We start from the raw sequence: 18,298 nt of genomic DNA, 5'->3' as shown, positions 1-18,298 counted from the left end.
GAAGGCCGCGTAGCTTGCCATGCTTGACCTGACAGATGAATATTGAAGGTCTATAAAGCCTGTTTTGCGCGCCTGCGCCCTGTCTGGAAGCCTCTATGCCTGCCCTGTTTTCTCCCGATTCCTTGCGCGCCAGCCTGCAGCCGCTGGCTGCGGGCCAGCCGTTATCGAGTGAAGCCCTGGCGTATCAGCGTTATTACGGTCTGGATTTTCCCCATCGTCAGGCGCCAGTCAAACGTCAGTTGGGGCGCTTCACTGCGGGGGGTTACGAGATCGTCAGTCAGGTGTGGTGGCCAGCCTCGTCACCCGTGGCGACCTTGTTTGTGATTCACGGGTTTTACGATCATATGGGGCTTTACCGGCATGTGATCGAATGGGGGCTGGACCACGGATTTGTAGTGATCGCCTGTGATCTGCCGGGGCACGGGCTGTCCAGTGGCGAGCGGGCCAGTATCGACGATTTCGCGCGGTACCAGGCGGTGCTGCAAGGCCTGTTTATCGAAGCGCAATCATTGCAGTTGCCGCAGCCCTGGCATCTGTGCGGGCAAAGCACGGGGGGAGCGATTGTGCTCGATCACCTGTTGCGCTGCGGTGCGCAAAGCCCGGCACAGGGCCAGGCAATACTGCTTTCGCCCCTGGTGCGACCCAAGGGCTGGAGCTGGTCGAAACTCAGCTACTACCTGCTGCGCCCGTTCGTCAAAGGCATTGCCCGGCGTTTTAGCGAAAACTCCAACGACCCGGCTTTTTTGCCGTTTCTGCAAGCCGACCCTCTGCAACCGGTGCGCTTGCCGACGGCCTGGGTGGGTGCCCTGGCGCGCTGGATCCCGCGAATTGAAGGCGCGGCACCGAGTGCGCGGCAGCCGCTGGTGATTCAGGGCCAGGACGATAAAACGGTGGATTGGCAGCATAACCTTGAGGTGCTCAAGGCCAAGTTCAATCAGCCGCAGACACTGCTGTTGCCTGAAGCCCGGCACCATCTGGCGAATGAAACGCCCGAGATACGTGAGCGATATTTCGCTTTTCTGGACAAGTATTTCTGAGACCCTGAAGGGCGCTGTCCTATGGGTTCAGGTTGGCAGTGCTTTGCCCCACTGCCAGCCCGGCGCGAACCGCTGCCAGGGCTGCTTGATAATAGGTCTTGCCTTCAGGCGATTGCGCAAAGGTAACGAACTCTTCCAGCTCCGGGTCAGACAGATCGCGATACACGTAGAGCAAGGTGTTATCCAGCTCGCCGCCGATCTGATCCATCAACCGCTGGCGCTGCCCGTTCAACATGCTCTGCGCTTGCCCGCCACCCAGTAGCCCCGGGATCATCGAACTCAAGCTGTCCGCGGCAACACCGGCAATCGCCAGGCTGACTTCGGCCCCGGCTTCACGGGCAGGCAGTGCGCGAGACAAATGATTGATCAGCAACTGGCGGGTAGCGTCGGCGTCCATGCGCGGCAGGCCCTGCGCATGCATGGCCAATTGATCGCGGCGCGTGGCCAACAGCTCGGCGGCGACAATTTTGCCGCCCAATGGCGAGCGGAAAAACACCAGCGCCGGCTTCGGATCAGGCAAGTTGCTACGCATCTGTTCCTTGGCCCGCTTATCCATCGCCGCAGGTGCAAAACGCTGGCTACTGTTGTTGACCAACGCCTGGTAGACCGCTGGCGGCAAATTGTTGCGATAACGCTCCTGAGCAGCGCCCAGCGCATCATTGAAGTGCTCACGTTGTTGCGGCCAGCCGGCGACCGTAAACAGATCATCAAGGTTGTCTGCCCATGCGGGTAACGTACAAAACATCATTAACAGTAAAAACAAGCGGCGCATGAGGGGCTCCTGTCTGCAGGGCGCTATTGTCCGGGTGTGGCGTAGGACTTGTCGAGAATTCGTCTTGCTCATATGGGCATTAAAGCGTGCAGGTGATTTATTTCGACATTGCCAGCCAGACGGAGCTGTCAGATTTTGAGGCGGCTCGATACTATGCGCGCCATGCAAATACCCTCTGATCACCCGCTGTTGCTACGCATCGTCGACGACCTGTATACGCAGGGATGGTCACAGCAAAATATTTTCCTGCCCGAGGCTCTGACCCTCGAACTGGCGGCTGAGTGCCATAAACGTTCAGCTGAAGGCGAACTGACCCCGGCAGCGGTCGGCCGCGGTGTGACTCAGGAGGTACGCGAGGGAATACGCGGTGACCATATCCAATGGCTGGAGCCGGGAGAGGCGCTGGCTTGCGACAGTTACCTGGGGTTAATGGAAAGCCTGCGAATCGCCATGAATCGCAGGCTTTTTTTGGGCCTGGAGGACTTTGAAAGCCACTTTGCGCTCTACCCGCCCGGTGCGTTTTACCTCAAGCATCTGGACCGCTTTCGGGATGATGACCGGCGCATGGTTTCGGCCGTGGTCTATCTCAACCAGGGCTGGCTGCCCGAGCATGGTGGGCATTTGCGCATGTACCTGGACGGCGATATCGACTATGACGTGTTGCCGACCGGCGGGTGTCTGGTGGTCTTTCTCTCGGGCGAAATCCCCCATGAAGTCATGCCTGCGACCCGTGACCGTCTGTCGTTGACCGGTTGGTTTCGCCGTCGTGCCACCGAGGTGTTTGTATGAGCCCCAAAGTACTGGTCAGTCGCTGCCTGCTGGGGCATCGCGTACGCTACGACGGCGGCGCCAGCGGCCCCTATGCACTACTGGCGCAATGGCAGGCCGAAGGCCGGGTGATTGCCTTGTGCCCGGAAGTGGCGGGCGGCTTGCCCACGCCACGCGCTGCAGCAGAGATCCCCGGCGGCCAAGGGGTCGAGGTGCTCGCGGGCAAGGCTGCAGTCATTACCACTGAAGGCGAAGACGTAACCGAGGCGTTTGTGTCCGGCGCGCGTCAGGCACTGGCGCTGGTTGAGCGCCACGGCATCCGCATTGCCATTCTCAAGGCCAACAGCCCGTCCTGCGGCAATCGACTGACCTATGACGGCAGCTTTAGGGGTGTCAAAGTCGAGGGGCAGGGCGTGACTGCAGCCTTGCTGACCCGTGCAGGGGTGCAGGTATTCAGTGAGCTGGAGCTCGAAGAAGCGGCCAAAGCACTGGGTGTTTTGACGCAGAAATGAGTTCAGGTAATATCCGCCATCACATTGCCCAGGGATACAACGATGACTGACAAGCCTAAATCGCAGCCCTCGGCCGCAGCTGAAAGTGCCGATTCAGCACTGCACCATATCGTTGATGGTTTTTTGCACTTTCATCACGAAATCTTCCCTGAACAAGAAGCCTTTTTCAAAAAGCTGGCCACGGCGCAAAACCCCCGTGCGATGTTTATTGCCTGTGCCGATTCGCGCATCGTGCCGGAGCTGATCACCCAGAGCGCACCGGGCGATCTGTTCGTGACCCGTAACGTCGGCAACGTTGTACCGCCTTACGGTCAGATGAACGGTGGTGTTTCCACGGCGATCGAGTACGCGGTACTGGCACTGGGCGTGCAGCACATCATCATTTGCGGGCATTCCGATTGTGGCGCGATGCGCGCCGTGCTCAACCCCGCCAGCCTGAAAAAAATGCCGACGGTAAAGGCCTGGTTGCACCACGTGGAAGTGGCCAAGACCATGGTGCAGGACAACTGCAACTGCGCCAATGAATCTGAAAGCATGCACGTGCTGACGGAAGAGAACGTGATTGCCCAACTGCAGCACTTGCGCACGCACCCGTCGGTAGCGTCGCGTATGGCCAATGGGCATCTGTTTATCCATGGCTGGGTCTACGACATCGAAACCAGCGCAATCAAGGCCTACGACGCCGACAAGGGCGAATTCCTGCCACTGGACGGCACCAGCCCGATCCCGAGCGCGACGCCCAAAGCGCGGTTTTAAACGCGCATGAGCGGTGGGAGCGGGCTTGCTCGCGATTGCATCAGCGCGGTATGTCAGTTAAACCGCAGCGTCTGCATCGCAGGCAAGCCAGCTCCCACAAAAAGCCTGCAAAAATCTTACAACGCCAGCCCAACACCCAATTGCTTGGACAGGCACGGCCAGCGCTTCCAGGCTGCGCCCGTTTCAGGGCTGGTCAGGCGCTCGCGATAGGCTTCGACCGACTCCAGGGCAAAGCTCTCTTCGTTGAGCATCAGGTCAACCGCATGATGCACGGCGGCATCCAGCTGGTTGGCAAAGTCTTCGCCAATCAACTGGTGGGCGATCAGGTTGGCCACGGTCATGTCCAGCGGAATCAACGGCTGCTGGAAGTGCTTGATATAGAGGTCGTTGACCTCTTCGACCAGGCGGTGCGCCAGGTACGCTTCGTCCAGCAAACCCTCCAGCCCTTCGTGGCCAACGAGCAGCGGCAATGGCTGGGCAAAGAATTGCTCGGCGATTTTCAGGATCGGCTTGATCTGCGACTCGATACCGGCCTCGCGAGCGACTTCATTGGCCGCATCGAGCAAGTCGGGCACCTGGTCGATATAGGCGCTGACGAAACGCGTCATCACCACATTACGGTCGACTTCAGGCAATTGGATGGCGGTGTGAAGGTGTGGCAATTGAGCGGCCAGATGCTTGGCGAGCAGACCCGTTTCAGCCTCATGGTCTTGGGCACGCGAGATCTGCACGCGGATGGCGGCGGTGTTCATGGGAACTCCAGGGGGGTGCTAGACAGGGGGGTACTTTTAAAAAAGTAGCCCTCTCAGGTCAAGGAGAGGGGTTTTTCAGGGGGAGTATTGTCATTCATTTTGTGACCGGGCAGTGAGTGCCATTTGTCGATGGCCCCTTATTTCATTGTTTTGGCCCCTCATATTGCGGGGCCGGGCCCTGTGTCTATACTCGTTTTTGTAACCGTTATTCGATGACGCCCGACTGCTTGAGCAGACGAGGCTCGGCGGTAAGGAACAGCTGGTTGGAACACCGCCCCCTTGTAGCGCTGCCCGTGTACAGATGCAGACCGGCGCAATAACAAGAAAAATAAAGGGGAACACCGCGATGCGACATCCACAGTTATGGATGGGCCTGCTGTTGTGGTCAGTGTTCAGCCAGGCACAAGCGGCCTGGACCGTGAATATGACGCCAGGTGCAACCGAAGTCAGTCATGCGGTCTTCGACCTGCACATGACCATCTTCTGGATCTGTGTGGTGATCGGCATCATCGTCTTCGGGGCCATGTTCTGGTCGATGATCGTCCACCGTCGCTCCACCGGCCAGCAACCGGCCAGGTTTCATGAGAGCACCAGAGTCGAAATCCTGTGGACAGTCATCCCCCTGGTGATCCTGATCGCCATGGCTGTACCCGCGACCCGCACTCTGATCCATATCTATGACAGCAGTGAATCGGATGTGGATATCCAGGTCACTGGCTATCAGTGGAAATGGCATTACAAATACCTGGGCCAGGACGTCGAGTTTTTCAGCAACCTGGCCACCCCCGCCGACCAGATCCACAACCAGGCCCCCAAGGGCGAGCATTACCTGCTCGAGGTCGATGAACCGCTGGTTTTGCCCATAGGCGCCAAGGTGCGGTTTTTGGTGACCTCGGCCGATGTCATCCATTCCTGGTGGGTGCCGGCTTTTGCACTCAAACGTGACGCCATTCCGGGGTTTATCAACGAGGCCTGGACCCGCGTCGAGAAGCCTGGCCTTTACCGCGGCCAGTGCGCCGAACTGTGTGGCAAGGACCACGGCTTTATGCCGATTGTGGTTGATGTCAAAACCAGGGCCGATTACGACGCCTGGTTGACCGAACGCAAGGCCCAGGCCGCGCAACTCAAGGAGTTGACCAGTAAAGAGTGGACCCTCGACGAGTTGGTGGCGCGTGGCGACAAGGTCTATCACACCGCCTGCGTGGCCTGTCACCAGGCTCAGGGCCAGGGCCTGCCGCCGATGTTCCCGGCACTCAAGGGTTCTCCTGTTGCCACCGGCCCTGCCGCCGACCACCTGCACCGCGTGTTCTTCGGCAAACCGGGTACCGCCATGGCCGCTTTCGGCAAGCAACTGTCGGAAGTCGACATCGCTGCGGTGGTGACTTACGAGCGCAACGCCTGGGGCAACAACAAGGGCGACATGGTGACACCAAAAGACGTGCTGGCGCTCAAGCAGGAACAAGGCAAATGAGCCGCCCGGGGATGTGTGCACGTAACGGTCGGGGGCAATCTGCCACTGGCTTCTTGGTCCAGCTGTTTGCAGGAGTCAGGACATGAGTGCTGTTATCGATGACCACGGCCATGCAGACGGTCAGGCCCATGGCCCGGCCAAAGGCCTGATGCGCTGGGTGCTGACCACCAACCACAAGGACATCGGCACCTTGTACCTGTGGTTCAGCTTCTGCATGTTTCTGCTTGGCGGCTCGTTTGCCATGGTGATTCGCGCCGAGCTGTTCCAGCCCGGCCTGCAGATCGTGGCCCCGGCCTTTTTCAACCAGATGACCACCATGCACGGTCTGATCATGGTCTTCGGCGCGGTGATGCCGGCGTTTGTCGGCCTGGCCAACTGGATGATCCCGCTGATGATCGGCGCACCGGACATGGCCTTGCCACGGATGAACAACTTCAGCTTCTGGCTGTTGCCCGCCGCATTTTTACTGCTGGTTTCGACGCTATTCACCGCCGGAGGTGGGCCCAACTTCGGCTGGACGTTCTACGCGCCGCTGTCCACGACCTACGCACCCGAAAGCGTGACCTTTTTCATTTTTGCAATCCATTTGATGGGCATCAGCTCGATCATGGGCGCGATAAACGTGATCGCCACCATCCTCAACCTGCGCGCCCCCGGCATGACCCTGATGAAAATGCCCCTGTTTGTCTGGACCTGGTTAATCACCGCCTTTCTGCTGATTGCGGTAATGCCGGTGCTCGCGGGTGTGGTGACGATGATGCTGATGGATATCCACTTCGGCACCAGCTTTTTCAGCGCCGCAGGTGGCGGTGACCCTGTGCTGTTCCAGCATGTGTTCTGGTTTTTCGGCCATCCCGAGGTGTACATCATGATCCTGCCGGCCTTCGGTGCGGTCAGCGCGATCATTCCAACCTTCTCGCGCAAGCCGCTGTTTGGCTACACCTCGATGGTCTACGCCACAGCCAGCATCGCCTTCCTGTCGTTTATCGTATGGGCGCACCATATGTTTGTGGTGGGCATTCCGCTGGTGGGCGAGCTGTTCTTCATGTACGCCACGCTGCTGATCGCGGTGCCCACCGGGGTCAAGGTGTTCAACTGGGCCAGCACCATGTGGCAAGGCTCACTGACCTTTGAAACGCCGATGCTGTTTGCCGTGGCCTTTGTGATTCTGTTCACCATCGGCGGGTTTTCCGGGTTGATGCTGGCCATTGCCCCGGCGGACTTTCAGTACCACGACACCTATTTTGTGGTGGCGCATTTCCACTATGTGCTGGTGCCGGGGGCAATCTTTGGCATCTTCGCTTCGACCTACTACTGGCTGCCGAAATGGACCGGTCACATGTACGACGAAACCCTGGGCAAGCTGCACTTCTGGCTGTCCTTTGTGGGCATGAACCTGACGTTCTTCCCGATGCACTTTGTCGGACTGGCGGGTATGCCGCGGCGGATTCCGGACTACAACCTGCAATTTGCCGATTTCAACATGGTGTCGTCGATTGGTGGGTTCATGTTTGGAGCGACGCAGTTTTTGTTCCTGTTTATTGTCATCAAATGCATCCGCGGTGGGCCGCCAGCACCGGCCAAGCCGTGGGACGGCGCCGAAGGTCTGGAATGGAGCGTGCCTTCGCCCGCGCCGTACCACACCTTTACCACGCCGCCGGAAATCAAGTGAAAGGCCAAAGGCCCCTCATCCCAACCCTCTCCCAGAGGGAGAGGGAGCAGATTGGCGGTGCTCTTGAGGCCGCGTGCGGTCAGTCCCCTCTCCCTTTGGGAGAGGGGCTTTTGCTCCAAGGAGATCAAGCGTGAACAACTCAACCCCCATCAAACGCCTGGTCCTGCGCCTGTCGCTGCTGGTGGTGGTGATGTTTGCCTTCGGCTTTGCCCTGGTGCCGATTTACGACGTGATGTGCAAGGCCTTTGGCATCAATGGCAAGACCGCCGGGCAGTACGAAGGGGAGCAAGTGGTCGACCCGAGCCGTCAGGTACGGGTGCAATTCCTGTCTACCAATGCCATCGACATGGTGTGGGAGTTCTACCCCAAGGGCGATCAACTGGTGGTCAATCCGGGCGCGGTCAACGAGATGGTCTTTGTTGCCTACAACCCTACCGGTCAACCGATGTCAGCGCAGGCAGTGCCGAGCATTTCGCCCGCCGAAGCGGCCCGGTACTTCCACAAGACCGAGTGCTTTTGCTTTACCCAACAGGTGCTGCAACCGGGTGAACGGATCGAAATGCCCATGCGCTTTATCGTCGATCAGGCCATGCCCAAGGATGTGAAACACCTGACGCTGGCTTACACGCTGTTCGATATCACCGCTCGCCATCCGCCCGTCGCCGCCATCGCCGGCAAGGCCGCTGACCAGCCTTCCCGATAAGGAGAACGCCCCATGGCAACTCACGATCAGTACTACGTCCCGGCGCAAAGCAAGTGGCCGATCATTGCCACCATTGGCTTGCTGGTCACGGTGTATGGACTGGGGACATGGTTCAACGATCTGAAGGCGGCGCGGCCTGAATCCCACGGGCCGCTGATCTTTTTCGTCGGCGGTCTGATCGTTGCCTACATGATGTTCGGCTGGTTTGGCGCGGTGATCAAAGAGAGTCGCGCCGGGCTTTACAGCTCGCAGCTCGACCGCTCCTTTCGCTGGGGCATGACCTGGTTTATTTTTTCCGAGGTGATGTTCTTTCTCGCCTTTTTTGGTGCGCTGTTTTATGTACGCCACTTTGCCGGCCCGTGGTTGGGGGGCGAAGGCAGCAAGGCAGTGGCACATATGCTGTGGCCCGACTTTCAGTTCACCTGGCCACTGCTGCACACCCCCGACCCTGCCCTGTACCCGCCCCCCAAAGGCACCATCAGCCCGTGGGGCTTGCCGCTGCTCAACACCGTATTGCTGGTCAGTTCCAGCGTCACCCTGACCATCGCCCACCATGCACTGAACAAGGGCCATCGCGGCGCGTTGAAGTTCTGGCTGGGGCTGACGGTGTTGCTGGGTGCAGGCTTCCTGGGGTTCCAGGCCGAGGAATATGTTCACGCCTACAAAGAGCTGGGGTTGACTCTGGGCTCAGGCATCTATGGTGCGACCTTCTTTATGCTCACCGGTTTTCACGGTGCCCACGTGACCATCGGCGCGCTGATTTTGCTGATCATGCTGATCCGTATTGTGCGCGGCCACTTCAATGCCGAGCACCAGTTCGGATTCCAGGCCGCAACCTGGTACTGGCATTTTGTTGATGTTGTGTGGCTCGGCTTGTTCTTGTTTGTTTACGTGCTATGACGCGCTTTCGCCCTGGTTTTGCCCCCACGCTGGTGGTGTTGGCGGTGCTGCCGCTGCTGGTGTTTCTGGGCTTCTGGCAGCTTGACCGGGGCGAGCAAAAGCGTGAGTTGCTCAACCACTACGCCGAGCGTCAGGTGGCTGCACCGGTGACCGTCGGGCAATTGCTCACCTTCGATGATCCGGCCTTTCGCCGCGTGCAGCTGCGCGGCCATTTCGACGGTCAACACAGCCTGCTCCTGGACAACCGCATGCGCGATGGCAAGGTCGGTGTGGAGTTGCTGCAGCCCTTTCAGGATCAGGCCAGCGGCCAGTGGCTGTGGCTTAATCGCGGCTGGTTGCCATGGCCGAGCCGCCTTAAGCCACCCGAGTTCAGCACCCCGGAGCAGATACTGGATATTCAGGCCTGGGTCTACGAATCACCGGGAGCGCCCTTCCAGCTGCACCCCGACCCGCTGGGCGCACCCTGGCCACGGCTGGTGACGGCTGTGATGCCAGCCAAACTGTGGGCCGAACTGGGCCGTGAAGGCTTTGCCGACGAGGTGCGCATCGCCCCCGGGCCCGCAGCGTATCTGGCCGACTGGCCACTGATCTCCACGGGCATGGGCCCGGAAAAACACACCGCCTATGCCGTGCAATGGTTCGCCATGGCACTGGCGTTACTCGGTCTTTATCTGTATCTCGGCTGGCACACTGCTCAGGAGAAACGCCATGGGAACGGCCATCAATCCGCCTGAAAGCACACGCACCCTGCCCCCGACCACACGACGGCGCGGGCGCTTGCAACTGATCCTTATTTTGCTGCTCACCGTCGGCCCGATGGTGCTGGCCACGTGCATGTACCAACTCAAATTCTGGCTGCCCGAAAGCCGCAGCTACCACGGCGAGCTAATCGGCAACGGGCAAAGCCGCGCTGCCCTTGGGGTGACGGCCGATGAACAACGCTGGCAGCTGCTGGTGACCGCGCCTCAGGGTTGCGCTACGGATTGCCAGCAACTGGTGTACCTGGCCCGCCAGCTGCAGATCGGCCTGGGTCGCGATGCCTCCCGCGCAACCCACGCACTGGCAGCGGCACACCCCGTAGATGCGGCCTACGCGGCCAAGCTGCAACTCGAATACCCGCAACTGCAGCGCTACGCCCTGGACCTGCCAACTTATACGCAGGGTGCCGAGGGCAACGGTGCAGCGCAACTGTGGATCATCGACCCCCACGGCAATCTGGTGCTGCGCTACGCCTACGGGGTGATCGGCAAGGACGTGCTCAACGACCTGCGCCTGCTGCTGAAGCTGTCCAATATCGGATAGAGGGCTACGCCATGGCCAAAGCCGGATTTCGTCTCGCCTTGCTTGCCACCTTGCTGGCGCTGGTGGTGGTGCTGCTCGGCGCCTACACCCGCCTGACCCATGCAGGGCTGGGCTGCCCTGACTGGCCGGGCTGCTACGGTTTTATCAGCGTGCCCAAGACCGAGGCGCAACTGGCCCATGCCGAGCTGCATTTTCCCGATACCCCGGTGGAGGCCGATAAAGGGTGGAGCGAGATGACCCATCGTTACTTCGCTGGCACCCTGGGCCTGATGATCGTACTCCTGGCAGCCCGTGCCTGGCGGCAGCGGCACTTGCCCGATCAGCCGCTCAAGCTGCCGCTGTTTATCCTGCTGGTGGTGATCGCCCAGGCGGCCTTTGGCATGTGGACGGTGACGCTCAAACTATGGCCGCAGGTTGTCACCGGGCATCTGCTCGGCGGCTTTGCCACCTTGAGTTTGCTGTTTTTGCTGACCTTGCGCCTCTCTGGCGTATTGCCCGCGCTGGCGGTACCGCGGCGTTTGCAACGTTGGGCCAGCGCCGGGCTGATGCTGGCAATCCTGCAGATCGCATTGGGGGGATGGGTCAGCTCCAACTATGCCGCCGTGGCGTGTGTTGATGTGCCGACCTGCCATGGCCAATGGTGGCCTGAAGCCGATTTCGCCAATGGTTTTCATCTGACTCAGCACATTGGCCCCAACTATCTGGGTGGGCAACTGGACAGCGAAGCCCGTACAGCGATTCACCTCACCCATCGTTTGGGCGCCATGCTGCTGACCGGCGTGCTGCTGGGTCTGGCCTGGCAATTGCGCAAGGTCGGCATGAGCCGTCTTGCGGGGTTACTGCTGGTGGCGCTGGCGGCACAGATCGGCCTGGGCCTGAGCAATGTGCTGTTTGGCTTGCCGCTGGCAGTGGCGGTGGCCCACAACGCCGGGGGTGCGGCTTTGCTGCTGACCCTGGTGCTGGTCAATTACCACGCACGCGCAGTGCTGGTACGGGCCCGGGCGCCACGATTTTCCCGCTGGACCTACAGCCTCAAAGGAGAACAACCGTGGCGACCTTGATGGGCGAGCAGGCACAGCGGGCGTTGTGGCGCGATTATCTGGAGCTGACCAAGCCCAAGGTGCTGGTCTTGATGCTGATTACGTCGCTGGTGGGCATGTTCCTGGCGACCCGCGCCGGCGTGCCCTGGCCGGTGCTGATCTTCGGCAATCTGGGCATCAGCCTGTGTGCCGGTGCTGCGGCCGCGGTCAATCATGTAGTGGACCGGCGCATTGACGCCGTCATGGCCCGCACCCACAAGCGCCCGCTGGCACAGGGGCGAGTGTCGCCGGTTGCTGCGCTGACCTTCGCTCTGTTGCTGGCGCTGGCGGGCATGGGATTGCTGCTGGTGTTTACCAATCCGCTGACAGCCTGGCTGACGCTGGCGTCGTTGCTCGGCTATGCGGTGATCTACACCGGTTTTTTGAAACGGGCCACACCGCAAAATATCGTTATCGGGGGGCTCGCCGGGGCTGCCCCACCGCTGCTGGGTTGGGTGGCGGTTACCGGGCAGGTCACCGCCGAGCCGTTGCTGCTGGTGTTGATCATCTTCGCCTGGACCCCGCCGCATTTCTGGGCCCTGGCCATTCATCGCAAGGAAGAATACGCCAAGGCCGATATCCCGATGCTGCCGGTCACTCACGGCGAACACTACACCAAGGTGCATATCCTGCTGTACACCTGTGCCCTGCTGGCAGTGAGTCTGCTGCCGTTTGTGATCCATATGAGCGGCTTGCTCTATCTGGGCTGTGCGCTAGGGTTGGGCGCACGCTTTCTGCATTGGGCGTGGGTGCTGTACCGTGGCACCCAGCCGCACGCGGCGATCAACACGTTCAAGTACTCTATCTACTACCTGTTCCTGCTGTTTATCGCGCTGCTTGTCGACCACTATCTGATGTTGAACCTATGACTAAAATTCAAAAGACCGTCTTTATTCTCGTTGCGCTGGTGGCCTTGGTCATGGGCCTGACGTTTAACAAAATGATGTCGGGTAAAAACCAGGGCGATAACACGTCGCTGATCGATGCCGGGATCATTTTGCTGCCGCAAAGCCGCCAACTGCCGGACGTGACGATGACCAACCAGGATGGTCAGCCGGTGGTGATGAACGCGCTGAAAGGCAAGTGGAGCATGCTGTTTTTTGGCTACACCTTCTGCCCGGACATTTGCCCGACCACCCTCGCCCAACTGCGCCAGATCAAAAGCGAGCTGCCCAAAGAGGTACAGGACAAGCTGCAGATCGTGCTGGTCAGCGTTGATCCCCATCGCGACACGCCGCAGCAGCTCAAGCAATACCTGGGCTACTTTGACCCGCAGTTTGTGGGGCTGACGCCGGGCTCCATTGAAGAGCTGCAGACACTCGCCAACGCGGTGAGCATCCCATTTATTCCCGCCGATACCAGCAAGGCGAACTACACGGTGGATCACAGTGGCAATCTTGCGCTGATCGGGCCGGACGGCACTCAGCGAGGGTTTATCCGCGCACCGTTCAACAACCAGAAGATGGTTGCCCAGTTGCCGGGATTGGTTGAACGCAAGTAAGGAGGGGGTCTGCAGGTTACTGGGTGGGCGCTGGCTTGCCTGCGATGCAGGCGACACGGTCTTTCAGACAAACCGCAATGATGCCATCGCGAGCAAGCCCGCTCCCACAGAGGGGCGGGATTGCTCCGACAGTGGGTGTCAGAACGCCGGAACGATGGCGCCTTTGTACTTCTCAAGAATGAACGCTTTCACTTCCGGGCTGTGCAGGGCTGCAACCAGCTTTTGCATGTCAGCCGAGTCCTTGTCATCCGGGCGAGCTACCAGAATATTCACGTAAGGCGAGTCGCTGCCTTCGATGACCAGTGCGTCTGTTTCCGGGTTCAGCTTGGCTTCCAGCGCGTAGTTGGTGTTGATCAGCGCCAGATCAACCTGGGTCAGCACCCGTGGAATGGTGGCTGCTTCCAACTCGCGGAACTTCAGCTTCTTGGGGTTGGCGGTAATGTCTTTGGGTGTCGACAGGATGTTGGTCTTGTCCTTGAGCGTAATCAGCCCGGCCTTATCCAGCAACAACAGCGCACGGCCGCCGTTGGTGGCGTCATTCGGGATCACCACGGTAGAACCGTCTTTGATTTCATCCAGCTTTTTGTACTTGCTCGAGTAAGCGCCCAGCGGCTCCAGGTGAACGGCTGCAACGTTGATCAGGTGGGTGCCCTTGGCCTTGTTGAACTCATCCAGGTACGGTTGGTGCTGGAAGAAGTTGGCGTCCAGGCGCTTTTCGGCCACCTGCACGTTTGGCTGGATGTAGTCGGTGAACACCTTGACCTTGAGGTTTACACCCTCTTTGGCCAGTGCAGGTTTCACGAACTCCAGGATTTCGGCGTGAGGCACTGGGGTGGCCGCAACCGACAGATCGCCCGCGTGGGCCGAGAACGCCGCAACAGCGGCCACAGCAGCAAATAACTTCTTCATGCAGCAACTCCTTGGGAATACCTGAAATCAGGTATCTGCCAGCCACAGGCTGGCGGTTACGTTTATTAATCCGGGGGGTACTTACTTGCGCGAAAAATGCACCACCAGCCTGTCGCCAACGGTTTGCAGAATCTGCACCAGAATCAGCAGCAGCACCACCGTGACGATCATCACGTCGGTCTGGAAGCGCTGATAACCGAAGCGGATCGCCAGATCGCCCAGACCACCTGCGCCCACCACACCGGCCATCGCGGTGTAGCTCACCAGGGTAATGGCGGTCACGGTGATCGCCGCAAAGATACCAGGGCGCGCCTCAGGCAACAGGGCGCTGGTGATGATCTGCCGCGTGCTGGCGCCCATGGCCTGGGTCGCCTCGATGATGCCGCGGTCCACTTCACGCAAGGCAGTCTCCACCAGACGGGCGAAGAACGGCGTGGCGCCGACCACCAGTGGTGGGATGGCGCCGGCAACGCCCAGCGAGGTGCCGGTAATCAGTACCGTGAAGGGGATCATCACAATCAGCAGGATGATGAACGGCAGCGAGCGCAGAATGTTCACCGCCAGCGACAGAAAGGCATACACCGCCTTTTGTTCAAACAGTTGGCGCGGGCTGCACAAAAACAGCAGCACGCCCAGCGGCAGGCCCAACACGATGGTAAACAGCAGCGAACCGCCGAGCATCATCAGGGTGTCGCCGGTAGCCAGCCAGATTTCCAGCCAGTCGATATTGGAGAAAAAACTCAAGAAAGCGTCCATTAGCGCAGCACCTCCATATGAACGTCAGCGGCAACGAAGCGGGCGAACGCCGCTTTCATATCGCCACCGGTGATGGCGAGGGTCAATTGCCCATAAGGGGTGTCTTTGATGCGGTCAATACGACCGGCCAGGATGCTGTAGTCCACACCTGTTTCGCGGGCGATTGTGCCCAGCAGTGGTGCGTAGGTAGCTTCGCCCTGGAAGGTCAGGCGTACGATGCGACCAGGTACATGAGCGAAATCGTCGCGCTGCTCACTCTCGTCGATCTGCTCGTCTTCCTGCACAAAACGCTTGGTGGTCGGGTGCTTGGGGTGCAGGAATACATCGGCCACCGGGCCTTGCTCAACGATCACCCCCGCGTCCATCACTGCCACTTCGTCACACACGCGACGGATAACATCCATCTCGTGGGTGATCAGCACGATGGTCAACTTCAGCTCACGGTTGATCTCGGCCAGCAATTGCAGCACCGAGGCGGTGGTTTGCGGGTCGAGGGCGCTGGTGGCTTCGTCGCACAGCAACACTTTTGGCTTGGTGGCCAGCGCACGGGCAATGCCCACACGCTGTTTTTGGCCGCCTGAAAGTTGGGCCGGGTATTTTTTGGCGTGATCAGACAGGCCCACGCGCTCGAGCAACTCTGCAACGCGCTTATCAATAGCACTGCGGGACAATTCACCGGCCAGTGTCAGAGGCATCGCGACGTTATCAGCCACGGTCTTGGAAGCCAGCAGGTTGAAGTGCTGGAAAATCATGCCGACCTGCTGACGGAAACGGCGCAGGCCGTTGGCGTCCATCGCGGTCACGTCTTCGTTATCGACGATGATTTTGCCGCCGCTCGGCGTTTCGAGGCGGTTGATCAGGCGCAGCAATGTACTTTTACCCGCACCGGAGTGGCCTATCAGGCCGAACACCTGGCCGCTCTCAACACGCAAAGTGGTGGAGTGCAGCGCGGGGATGTCCTTACCGGCAACCCGGTAAGTTTTATGAACGTTATGAAACTCAATCACGTAGCGAACCTTGTGGGCGCGTAAATAGAAGTTCAGCGGTAAGCCGGGCGCGCATTTTAGCCTGTCCGTATAGATGCACTTAGCATTTATTTGCGCACAAACCTTTGATTTGGCAATAAGACGACTAAAGGTCAGAAAAAAGGAACGACGGTAACGGCCAGACGTCAGTACTTAGGCAACTCGCATCCGCTTGGGCGGTATTTGTCTACAAAGCCCTTACCACAGGGCTTTCGCATACAAGGAGTTTAGTCTGATGAGCAGCAAAAAACCGTCTTCCAACAAGAGCCAGATGGCCGGCACCGACACCCTGGATCGTGGTAACACCAACGTCAAACTGGAAAGCCTTGAAACCTTTCGCGACGACGCCACCGATCAGGCCTTACGAACCAACCAAGGGGTGAAGATTGCTGACAATCAGAACACCCTCAAGGCCGGTTCGCGCGGGCCGTCGCTGCTCGAAGACTTCATCATGCGCGAGAAGATCACGCATTTTGACCATGAGCGTATTCCCGAGCGCATCGTGCATGCGCGAGGCACTGGTGCTCATGGTTATTTTCAGGCGTACAAGTCCCACAGCGCACTGACCAAAGCAGGATTCTTGCAGGACCCCGGCAAGCAAACCCCCGTATTCGTGCGTTTCTCCACCGTGCAAGGCCCGCGGGGCTCCGGGGATACGGTGCGTGATGTTCGCGGTTTCGCGGTCAAGTTTTTCACCGACGAAGGTAACTTCGATCTGGTCGGGAACAATATGCCGGTATTTTTCATACAGGATGCGGTGAAGTTTCCAGACTTTGTACATGCTGTAAAACCTGAGCCACACAATGAAATCCCTACTGGCGGCTCGGCCCATGACACCTTCTGGGACTTTGTCTCACTGGTTCCGGAGTCCGCTCACATGGTCATTTGGGCCATGTCCGACCGGGCCATTCCGAAAAGCCTGAGAAGCATGCAGGGCTTTGGCGTGCACACCTTTCGTTTCATCAACGCGCAAGGCCAGTCTAACTTCGTAAAATTTCACTGGCGCCCAAGTGTAGGCACTTGCTCGTTGGTGTGGGACGAAGCGCAGAAGCTCGCAGGCAAAGACACGGACTTCCATCGCCGTGACCTGTGGGACGCCATTGAGACGGGCGATTACCCGGAGTGGGAGTTCGGTGTCCAGATCATCCCGGAGGAAGATGAGCATAAGTTTGATTTCGATATCCTTGACCCGACCAAGCTGATCCCGGAAGAACTGATACCGATTACGCCATTGGGAAAAATGGTCCTCAACCGCAACCCGGACAATTTTTTCGCAGAAACCGAACAAGTCGCCTTCTGCCCTGGCCACATTGTTCCAGGGATCGACTTTTCCAATGACCCGTTGCTGCAAGGGCGCCTGTTTTCCTATACGGATACGCAGATCAGTCGCCTTGGCGGGCCGAATTTTCATGAGATCCCGATCAACCGTCCGGTGGCGCCATTCCACAACAACCAGCGTGATGCCCAGCACCGCAGCACCCTCCACAAGGGGCGTGCAGCCTACGAACCCAACTCGATCGATGGCGGCTGGCCAAAAGAAACCCCACCGGCGGCCAGTGACGGCGGTTTTGAGAGTTACCCGGAACGCATCGACGCCAACAAAATCCGTCAGCGCAGCGAATCATTCGGTGACCATTTCTCCCAGGCGCGGCTGTTCTTCAACAGCATGAGCAACCATGAGCAAGAGCACATCATTGCTGCCTACAGCTTTGAGCTGGGTAAAGTTGAGCGCGAGTCTATCCGTGCGCGGCAGGTGAATGAGATTCTGGCCAATATTGATTTGGGCCTGGCCAGGCGCGTCGCCGAAAATCTGGGCTTGCCCGCACCCAAGGCCGGTACGGTAGCTGAGCGCAAGACTCGCTTTACCCAGTCACCGGCCCTGAGCCAGGCCAATCTGCTGGCAGGGAATATCAAAACCCGAAAAGTGGCGATCCTGGCGGCCAACGGGGTGGATGGCAAAGCGATCGATGCGCTGAAACAGGCGCTTGCAGCAGAGGGTGCCCACGCCAAATTGCTGGGGCCGACGTCAGCCCCGGTGAAAACCGCTGACGGCACATTGCTGGCTGTGGATGCGTCGATGGAAGGCTTGCCTTCGGTGGCGTTCGACGCGGTGTACGTACCGGGTGGCGCGGCGTCGATCAAGGCACTGAGCGGCGACGGAGTGGCCTTGCACTACCTGCTGGAAGCGTACAAGCACCTCAAGGCCATCGCCTTGCAGGGTGATGCCAGACAACTGCTGGACGTGCTGCACCTACAGGCAGATGAAGGGTTGCTGGCGATCAAGGATGCCCAGGATCTAAAAGCCTTTTTTGCAGCCATCGGGCAACACCGCGTGTGGTCACGGGAGGCCAGGGCCAAGGCAATACCGGCCTAGCCGAAAACA

19 protein-coding genes are annotated in these 18,298 nt (G+C 59.2%); 14 read left to right on the top strand and 5 right to left on the bottom strand.

What is annotated here, in order from left to right; translation table 11 throughout:
* The first annotated feature begins 95 nt into the window (after window positions 1-95).
* Complete coding sequence (locus V6L81_RS03910) at window positions 96-1,037, top strand: alpha/beta hydrolase (protein WP_133144103.1); 942 nt, start codon at window positions 96-98, stop codon at window positions 1,035-1,037.
* Window positions 1,038-1,056: 19 nt separating this feature from the next.
* Here the strand turns inward: V6L81_RS03910 and V6L81_RS03905 are convergent, their stop codons facing one another.
* Window positions 1,057-1,809 carry a hypothetical protein gene (locus V6L81_RS03905; RefSeq protein WP_094999700.1) on the bottom strand — a complete coding sequence of 251 codons (753 nt, stop codon included), beginning with the start codon at window positions 1,807-1,809 and terminating at the stop codon, window positions 1,057-1,059.
* A 153-nt stretch (window positions 1,810-1,962) separates the two neighbouring features.
* Between V6L81_RS03905 and V6L81_RS03900 the strand changes: the two genes are divergently transcribed.
* The 3 genes from V6L81_RS03900 to V6L81_RS03890 are packed head-to-tail and all read left to right on the top strand — an operon-like array spanning window position 1,963 to window position 3,845.
* Window positions 1,963-2,598: a 2OG-Fe(II) oxygenase gene (locus V6L81_RS03900; RefSeq protein ID WP_094999699.1), complete on the top strand. Its 636-nt coding sequence runs from the start codon at window positions 1,963-1,965 to the stop codon at window positions 2,596-2,598.
* Window positions 2,595-3,089: a DUF523 domain-containing protein gene (locus V6L81_RS03895; protein ID WP_094999698.1), complete on the top strand. Its 495-nt coding sequence runs from the start codon at window positions 2,595-2,597 to the stop codon at window positions 3,087-3,089. Before V6L81_RS03900 ends, V6L81_RS03895 begins: the two co-directional genes overlap by 4 nt.
* A gap of 42 nt (window positions 3,090-3,131) precedes the next feature.
* Window positions 3,132-3,845 carry a carbonic anhydrase gene (locus V6L81_RS03890; RefSeq protein WP_094999697.1) on the top strand — a complete coding sequence of 238 codons (714 nt, stop codon included), beginning with the start codon at window positions 3,132-3,134 and terminating at the stop codon, window positions 3,843-3,845.
* A gap of 116 nt (window positions 3,846-3,961) precedes the next feature.
* Here the strand turns inward: V6L81_RS03890 and V6L81_RS03885 are convergent, their stop codons facing one another.
* Window positions 3,962-4,597, bottom strand: a complete 636-nt coding sequence (locus V6L81_RS03885) for a hypothetical protein (RefSeq protein ID WP_094999696.1) — start codon at window positions 4,595-4,597, stop codon at window positions 3,962-3,964.
* 346 nt (window positions 4,598-4,943) lie between these two features.
* Between V6L81_RS03885 and coxB the strand changes: the two genes are divergently transcribed.
* From coxB to V6L81_RS03840, 9 genes are all read left to right on the top strand, one after another.
* A complete protein-coding gene (gene coxB / locus V6L81_RS03880; protein WP_338660490.1) occupies window positions 4,944-6,068 on the top strand; it encodes a cytochrome c oxidase subunit II in 1,125 nt (374 codons plus the stop codon).
* Window positions 6,069-6,150: 82 nt separating this feature from the next.
* The gene (gene ctaD, locus V6L81_RS03875; RefSeq protein WP_095017880.1) at window positions 6,151-7,740 is read left to right on the top strand and encodes a cytochrome c oxidase subunit I; all 1,590 of its coding nucleotides are present in this window, start codon (window positions 6,151-6,153) and stop codon (window positions 7,738-7,740) included.
* A 130-nt stretch (window positions 7,741-7,870) separates the two neighbouring features.
* A complete protein-coding gene (locus V6L81_RS03870; protein ID WP_094999693.1) occupies window positions 7,871-8,443 on the top strand; it encodes a cytochrome c oxidase assembly protein in 573 nt (190 codons plus the stop codon).
* Between the two features lie 12 nt (window positions 8,444-8,455).
* A complete protein-coding gene (locus tag V6L81_RS03865; RefSeq protein ID WP_094999692.1) occupies window positions 8,456-9,343 on the top strand; it encodes a cytochrome c oxidase subunit 3 in 888 nt (295 codons plus the stop codon).
* On the top strand, window positions 9,340-10,077 hold the full coding sequence (locus V6L81_RS03860; protein ID WP_094999691.1) for an SURF1 family protein: 738 nt from the start codon (window positions 9,340-9,342) through the stop codon (window positions 10,075-10,077). Before V6L81_RS03865 ends, V6L81_RS03860 begins: the two co-directional genes overlap by 4 nt.
* Window positions 10,052-10,645: a hypothetical protein gene (locus V6L81_RS03855; RefSeq protein WP_169916460.1), complete on the top strand. Its 594-nt coding sequence runs from the start codon at window positions 10,052-10,054 to the stop codon at window positions 10,643-10,645. Before V6L81_RS03860 ends, V6L81_RS03855 begins: the two co-directional genes overlap by 26 nt.
* 11 nt (window positions 10,646-10,656) lie before the next feature.
* Window positions 10,657-11,706 (top strand): COX15/CtaA family protein, encoded by a 1,050-nt coding sequence (locus V6L81_RS03850; RefSeq protein WP_404824650.1) that lies wholly within the window; start codon window positions 10,657-10,659, stop codon window positions 11,704-11,706.
* A complete protein-coding gene (gene cyoE / locus V6L81_RS03845) occupies window positions 11,706-12,593 on the top strand; it encodes a heme o synthase (protein WP_153326762.1) in 888 nt (295 codons plus the stop codon). The genes V6L81_RS03850 and cyoE overlap by 1 nt, the downstream gene beginning before the upstream one ends.
* Complete coding sequence (locus V6L81_RS03840) at window positions 12,590-13,225, top strand: SCO family protein (protein WP_095026812.1); 636 nt, start codon at window positions 12,590-12,592, stop codon at window positions 13,223-13,225. Before cyoE ends, V6L81_RS03840 begins: the two co-directional genes overlap by 4 nt.
* A gap of 138 nt (window positions 13,226-13,363) precedes the next feature.
* Here V6L81_RS03840 and V6L81_RS03835 read toward each other — a convergent pair whose 3' ends face one another.
* The 3 genes from V6L81_RS03835 to V6L81_RS03825 form a co-directional block, all read right to left on the bottom strand.
* Window positions 13,364-14,134, bottom strand: a complete 771-nt coding sequence (locus tag V6L81_RS03835; RefSeq protein WP_094999686.1) for a MetQ/NlpA family ABC transporter substrate-binding protein — start codon at window positions 14,132-14,134, stop codon at window positions 13,364-13,366.
* Window positions 14,135-14,215: 81 nt separating this feature from the next.
* Window positions 14,216-14,890, bottom strand: a complete 675-nt coding sequence (locus V6L81_RS03830; protein WP_094999685.1) for a methionine ABC transporter permease — start codon at window positions 14,888-14,890, stop codon at window positions 14,216-14,218.
* Window positions 14,890-15,897 carry a methionine ABC transporter ATP-binding protein gene (locus V6L81_RS03825; RefSeq protein ID WP_094999684.1) on the bottom strand — a complete coding sequence of 336 codons (1,008 nt, stop codon included), beginning with the start codon at window positions 15,895-15,897 and terminating at the stop codon, window positions 14,890-14,892. The genes V6L81_RS03830 and V6L81_RS03825 overlap by 1 nt, the downstream gene beginning before the upstream one ends.
* 199 nt (window positions 15,898-16,096) lie before the next feature.
* On the opposite strand from V6L81_RS03825, the gene katE reads away from it, so the two are divergent.
* Window positions 16,097-18,289, top strand: a complete 2,193-nt coding sequence (gene katE / locus V6L81_RS03820; protein WP_254925214.1) for a catalase HPII — start codon at window positions 16,097-16,099, stop codon at window positions 18,287-18,289.
* Window positions 18,290-18,298: the final 9 nt, after the last annotated feature.

It is taken from the genome of Pseudomonas bubulae (assembly GCF_037023725.1).
GTDB lineage: Bacteria > Pseudomonadota > Gammaproteobacteria > Pseudomonadales > Pseudomonadaceae > Aquipseudomonas > Aquipseudomonas bubulae.
This window is presented reverse-complemented; position numbering and strand designations above follow the sequence as displayed.

What these genes read in the sequence shown, in the direction of transcription:
- V6L81_RS03830 (WP_094999685.1), bottom strand. Translation starts at nt 14,890, where the DNA reads ATGGACGCTTTCTTGAGTTTTTTCTCCAATATCGACTGGCTGGAAATC.
- V6L81_RS03900 (WP_094999699.1), top strand. Translation starts at nt 1,963, where the DNA reads ATGCGCGCCATGCAAATACCCTCTGATCACCCGCTGTTGCTACGCATC.
- V6L81_RS03855 (WP_169916460.1), top strand. Translation starts at nt 10,052, where the DNA reads ATGGGAACGGCCATCAATCCGCCTGAAAGCACACGCACCCTGCCCCCG.
- V6L81_RS03835 (WP_094999686.1), bottom strand. Translation starts at nt 14,134, where the DNA reads ATGAAGAAGTTATTTGCTGCTGTGGCCGCTGTTGCGGCGTTCTCGGCC.
- coxB (WP_338660490.1), top strand. Translation starts at nt 4,944, where the DNA reads ATGCGACATCCACAGTTATGGATGGGCCTGCTGTTGTGGTCAGTGTTC.
- ctaD (WP_095017880.1), top strand. Translation starts at nt 6,151, where the DNA reads ATGAGTGCTGTTATCGATGACCACGGCCATGCAGACGGTCAGGCCCAT.
- V6L81_RS03865 (WP_094999692.1), top strand. Translation starts at nt 8,456, where the DNA reads ATGGCAACTCACGATCAGTACTACGTCCCGGCGCAAAGCAAGTGGCCG.
- V6L81_RS03850 (WP_404824650.1), top strand. Translation starts at nt 10,657, where the DNA reads ATGGCCAAAGCCGGATTTCGTCTCGCCTTGCTTGCCACCTTGCTGGCG.
- V6L81_RS03840 (WP_095026812.1), top strand. Translation starts at nt 12,590, where the DNA reads ATGACTAAAATTCAAAAGACCGTCTTTATTCTCGTTGCGCTGGTGGCC.
- V6L81_RS03885 (WP_094999696.1), bottom strand. Translation starts at nt 4,597, where the DNA reads ATGAACACCGCCGCCATCCGCGTGCAGATCTCGCGTGCCCAAGACCAT.
- V6L81_RS03860 (WP_094999691.1), top strand. Translation starts at nt 9,340, where the DNA reads ATGACGCGCTTTCGCCCTGGTTTTGCCCCCACGCTGGTGGTGTTGGCG.
- V6L81_RS03895 (WP_094999698.1), top strand. Translation starts at nt 2,595, where the DNA reads ATGAGCCCCAAAGTACTGGTCAGTCGCTGCCTGCTGGGGCATCGCGTA.
- V6L81_RS03910 (WP_133144103.1), top strand. Translation starts at nt 96, where the DNA reads ATGCCTGCCCTGTTTTCTCCCGATTCCTTGCGCGCCAGCCTGCAGCCG.
- cyoE (WP_153326762.1), top strand. Translation starts at nt 11,706, where the DNA reads ATGGGCGAGCAGGCACAGCGGGCGTTGTGGCGCGATTATCTGGAGCTG.
- V6L81_RS03905 (WP_094999700.1), bottom strand. Translation starts at nt 1,809, where the DNA reads ATGCGCCGCTTGTTTTTACTGTTAATGATGTTTTGTACGTTACCCGCA.
- V6L81_RS03890 (WP_094999697.1), top strand. Translation starts at nt 3,132, where the DNA reads ATGACTGACAAGCCTAAATCGCAGCCCTCGGCCGCAGCTGAAAGTGCC.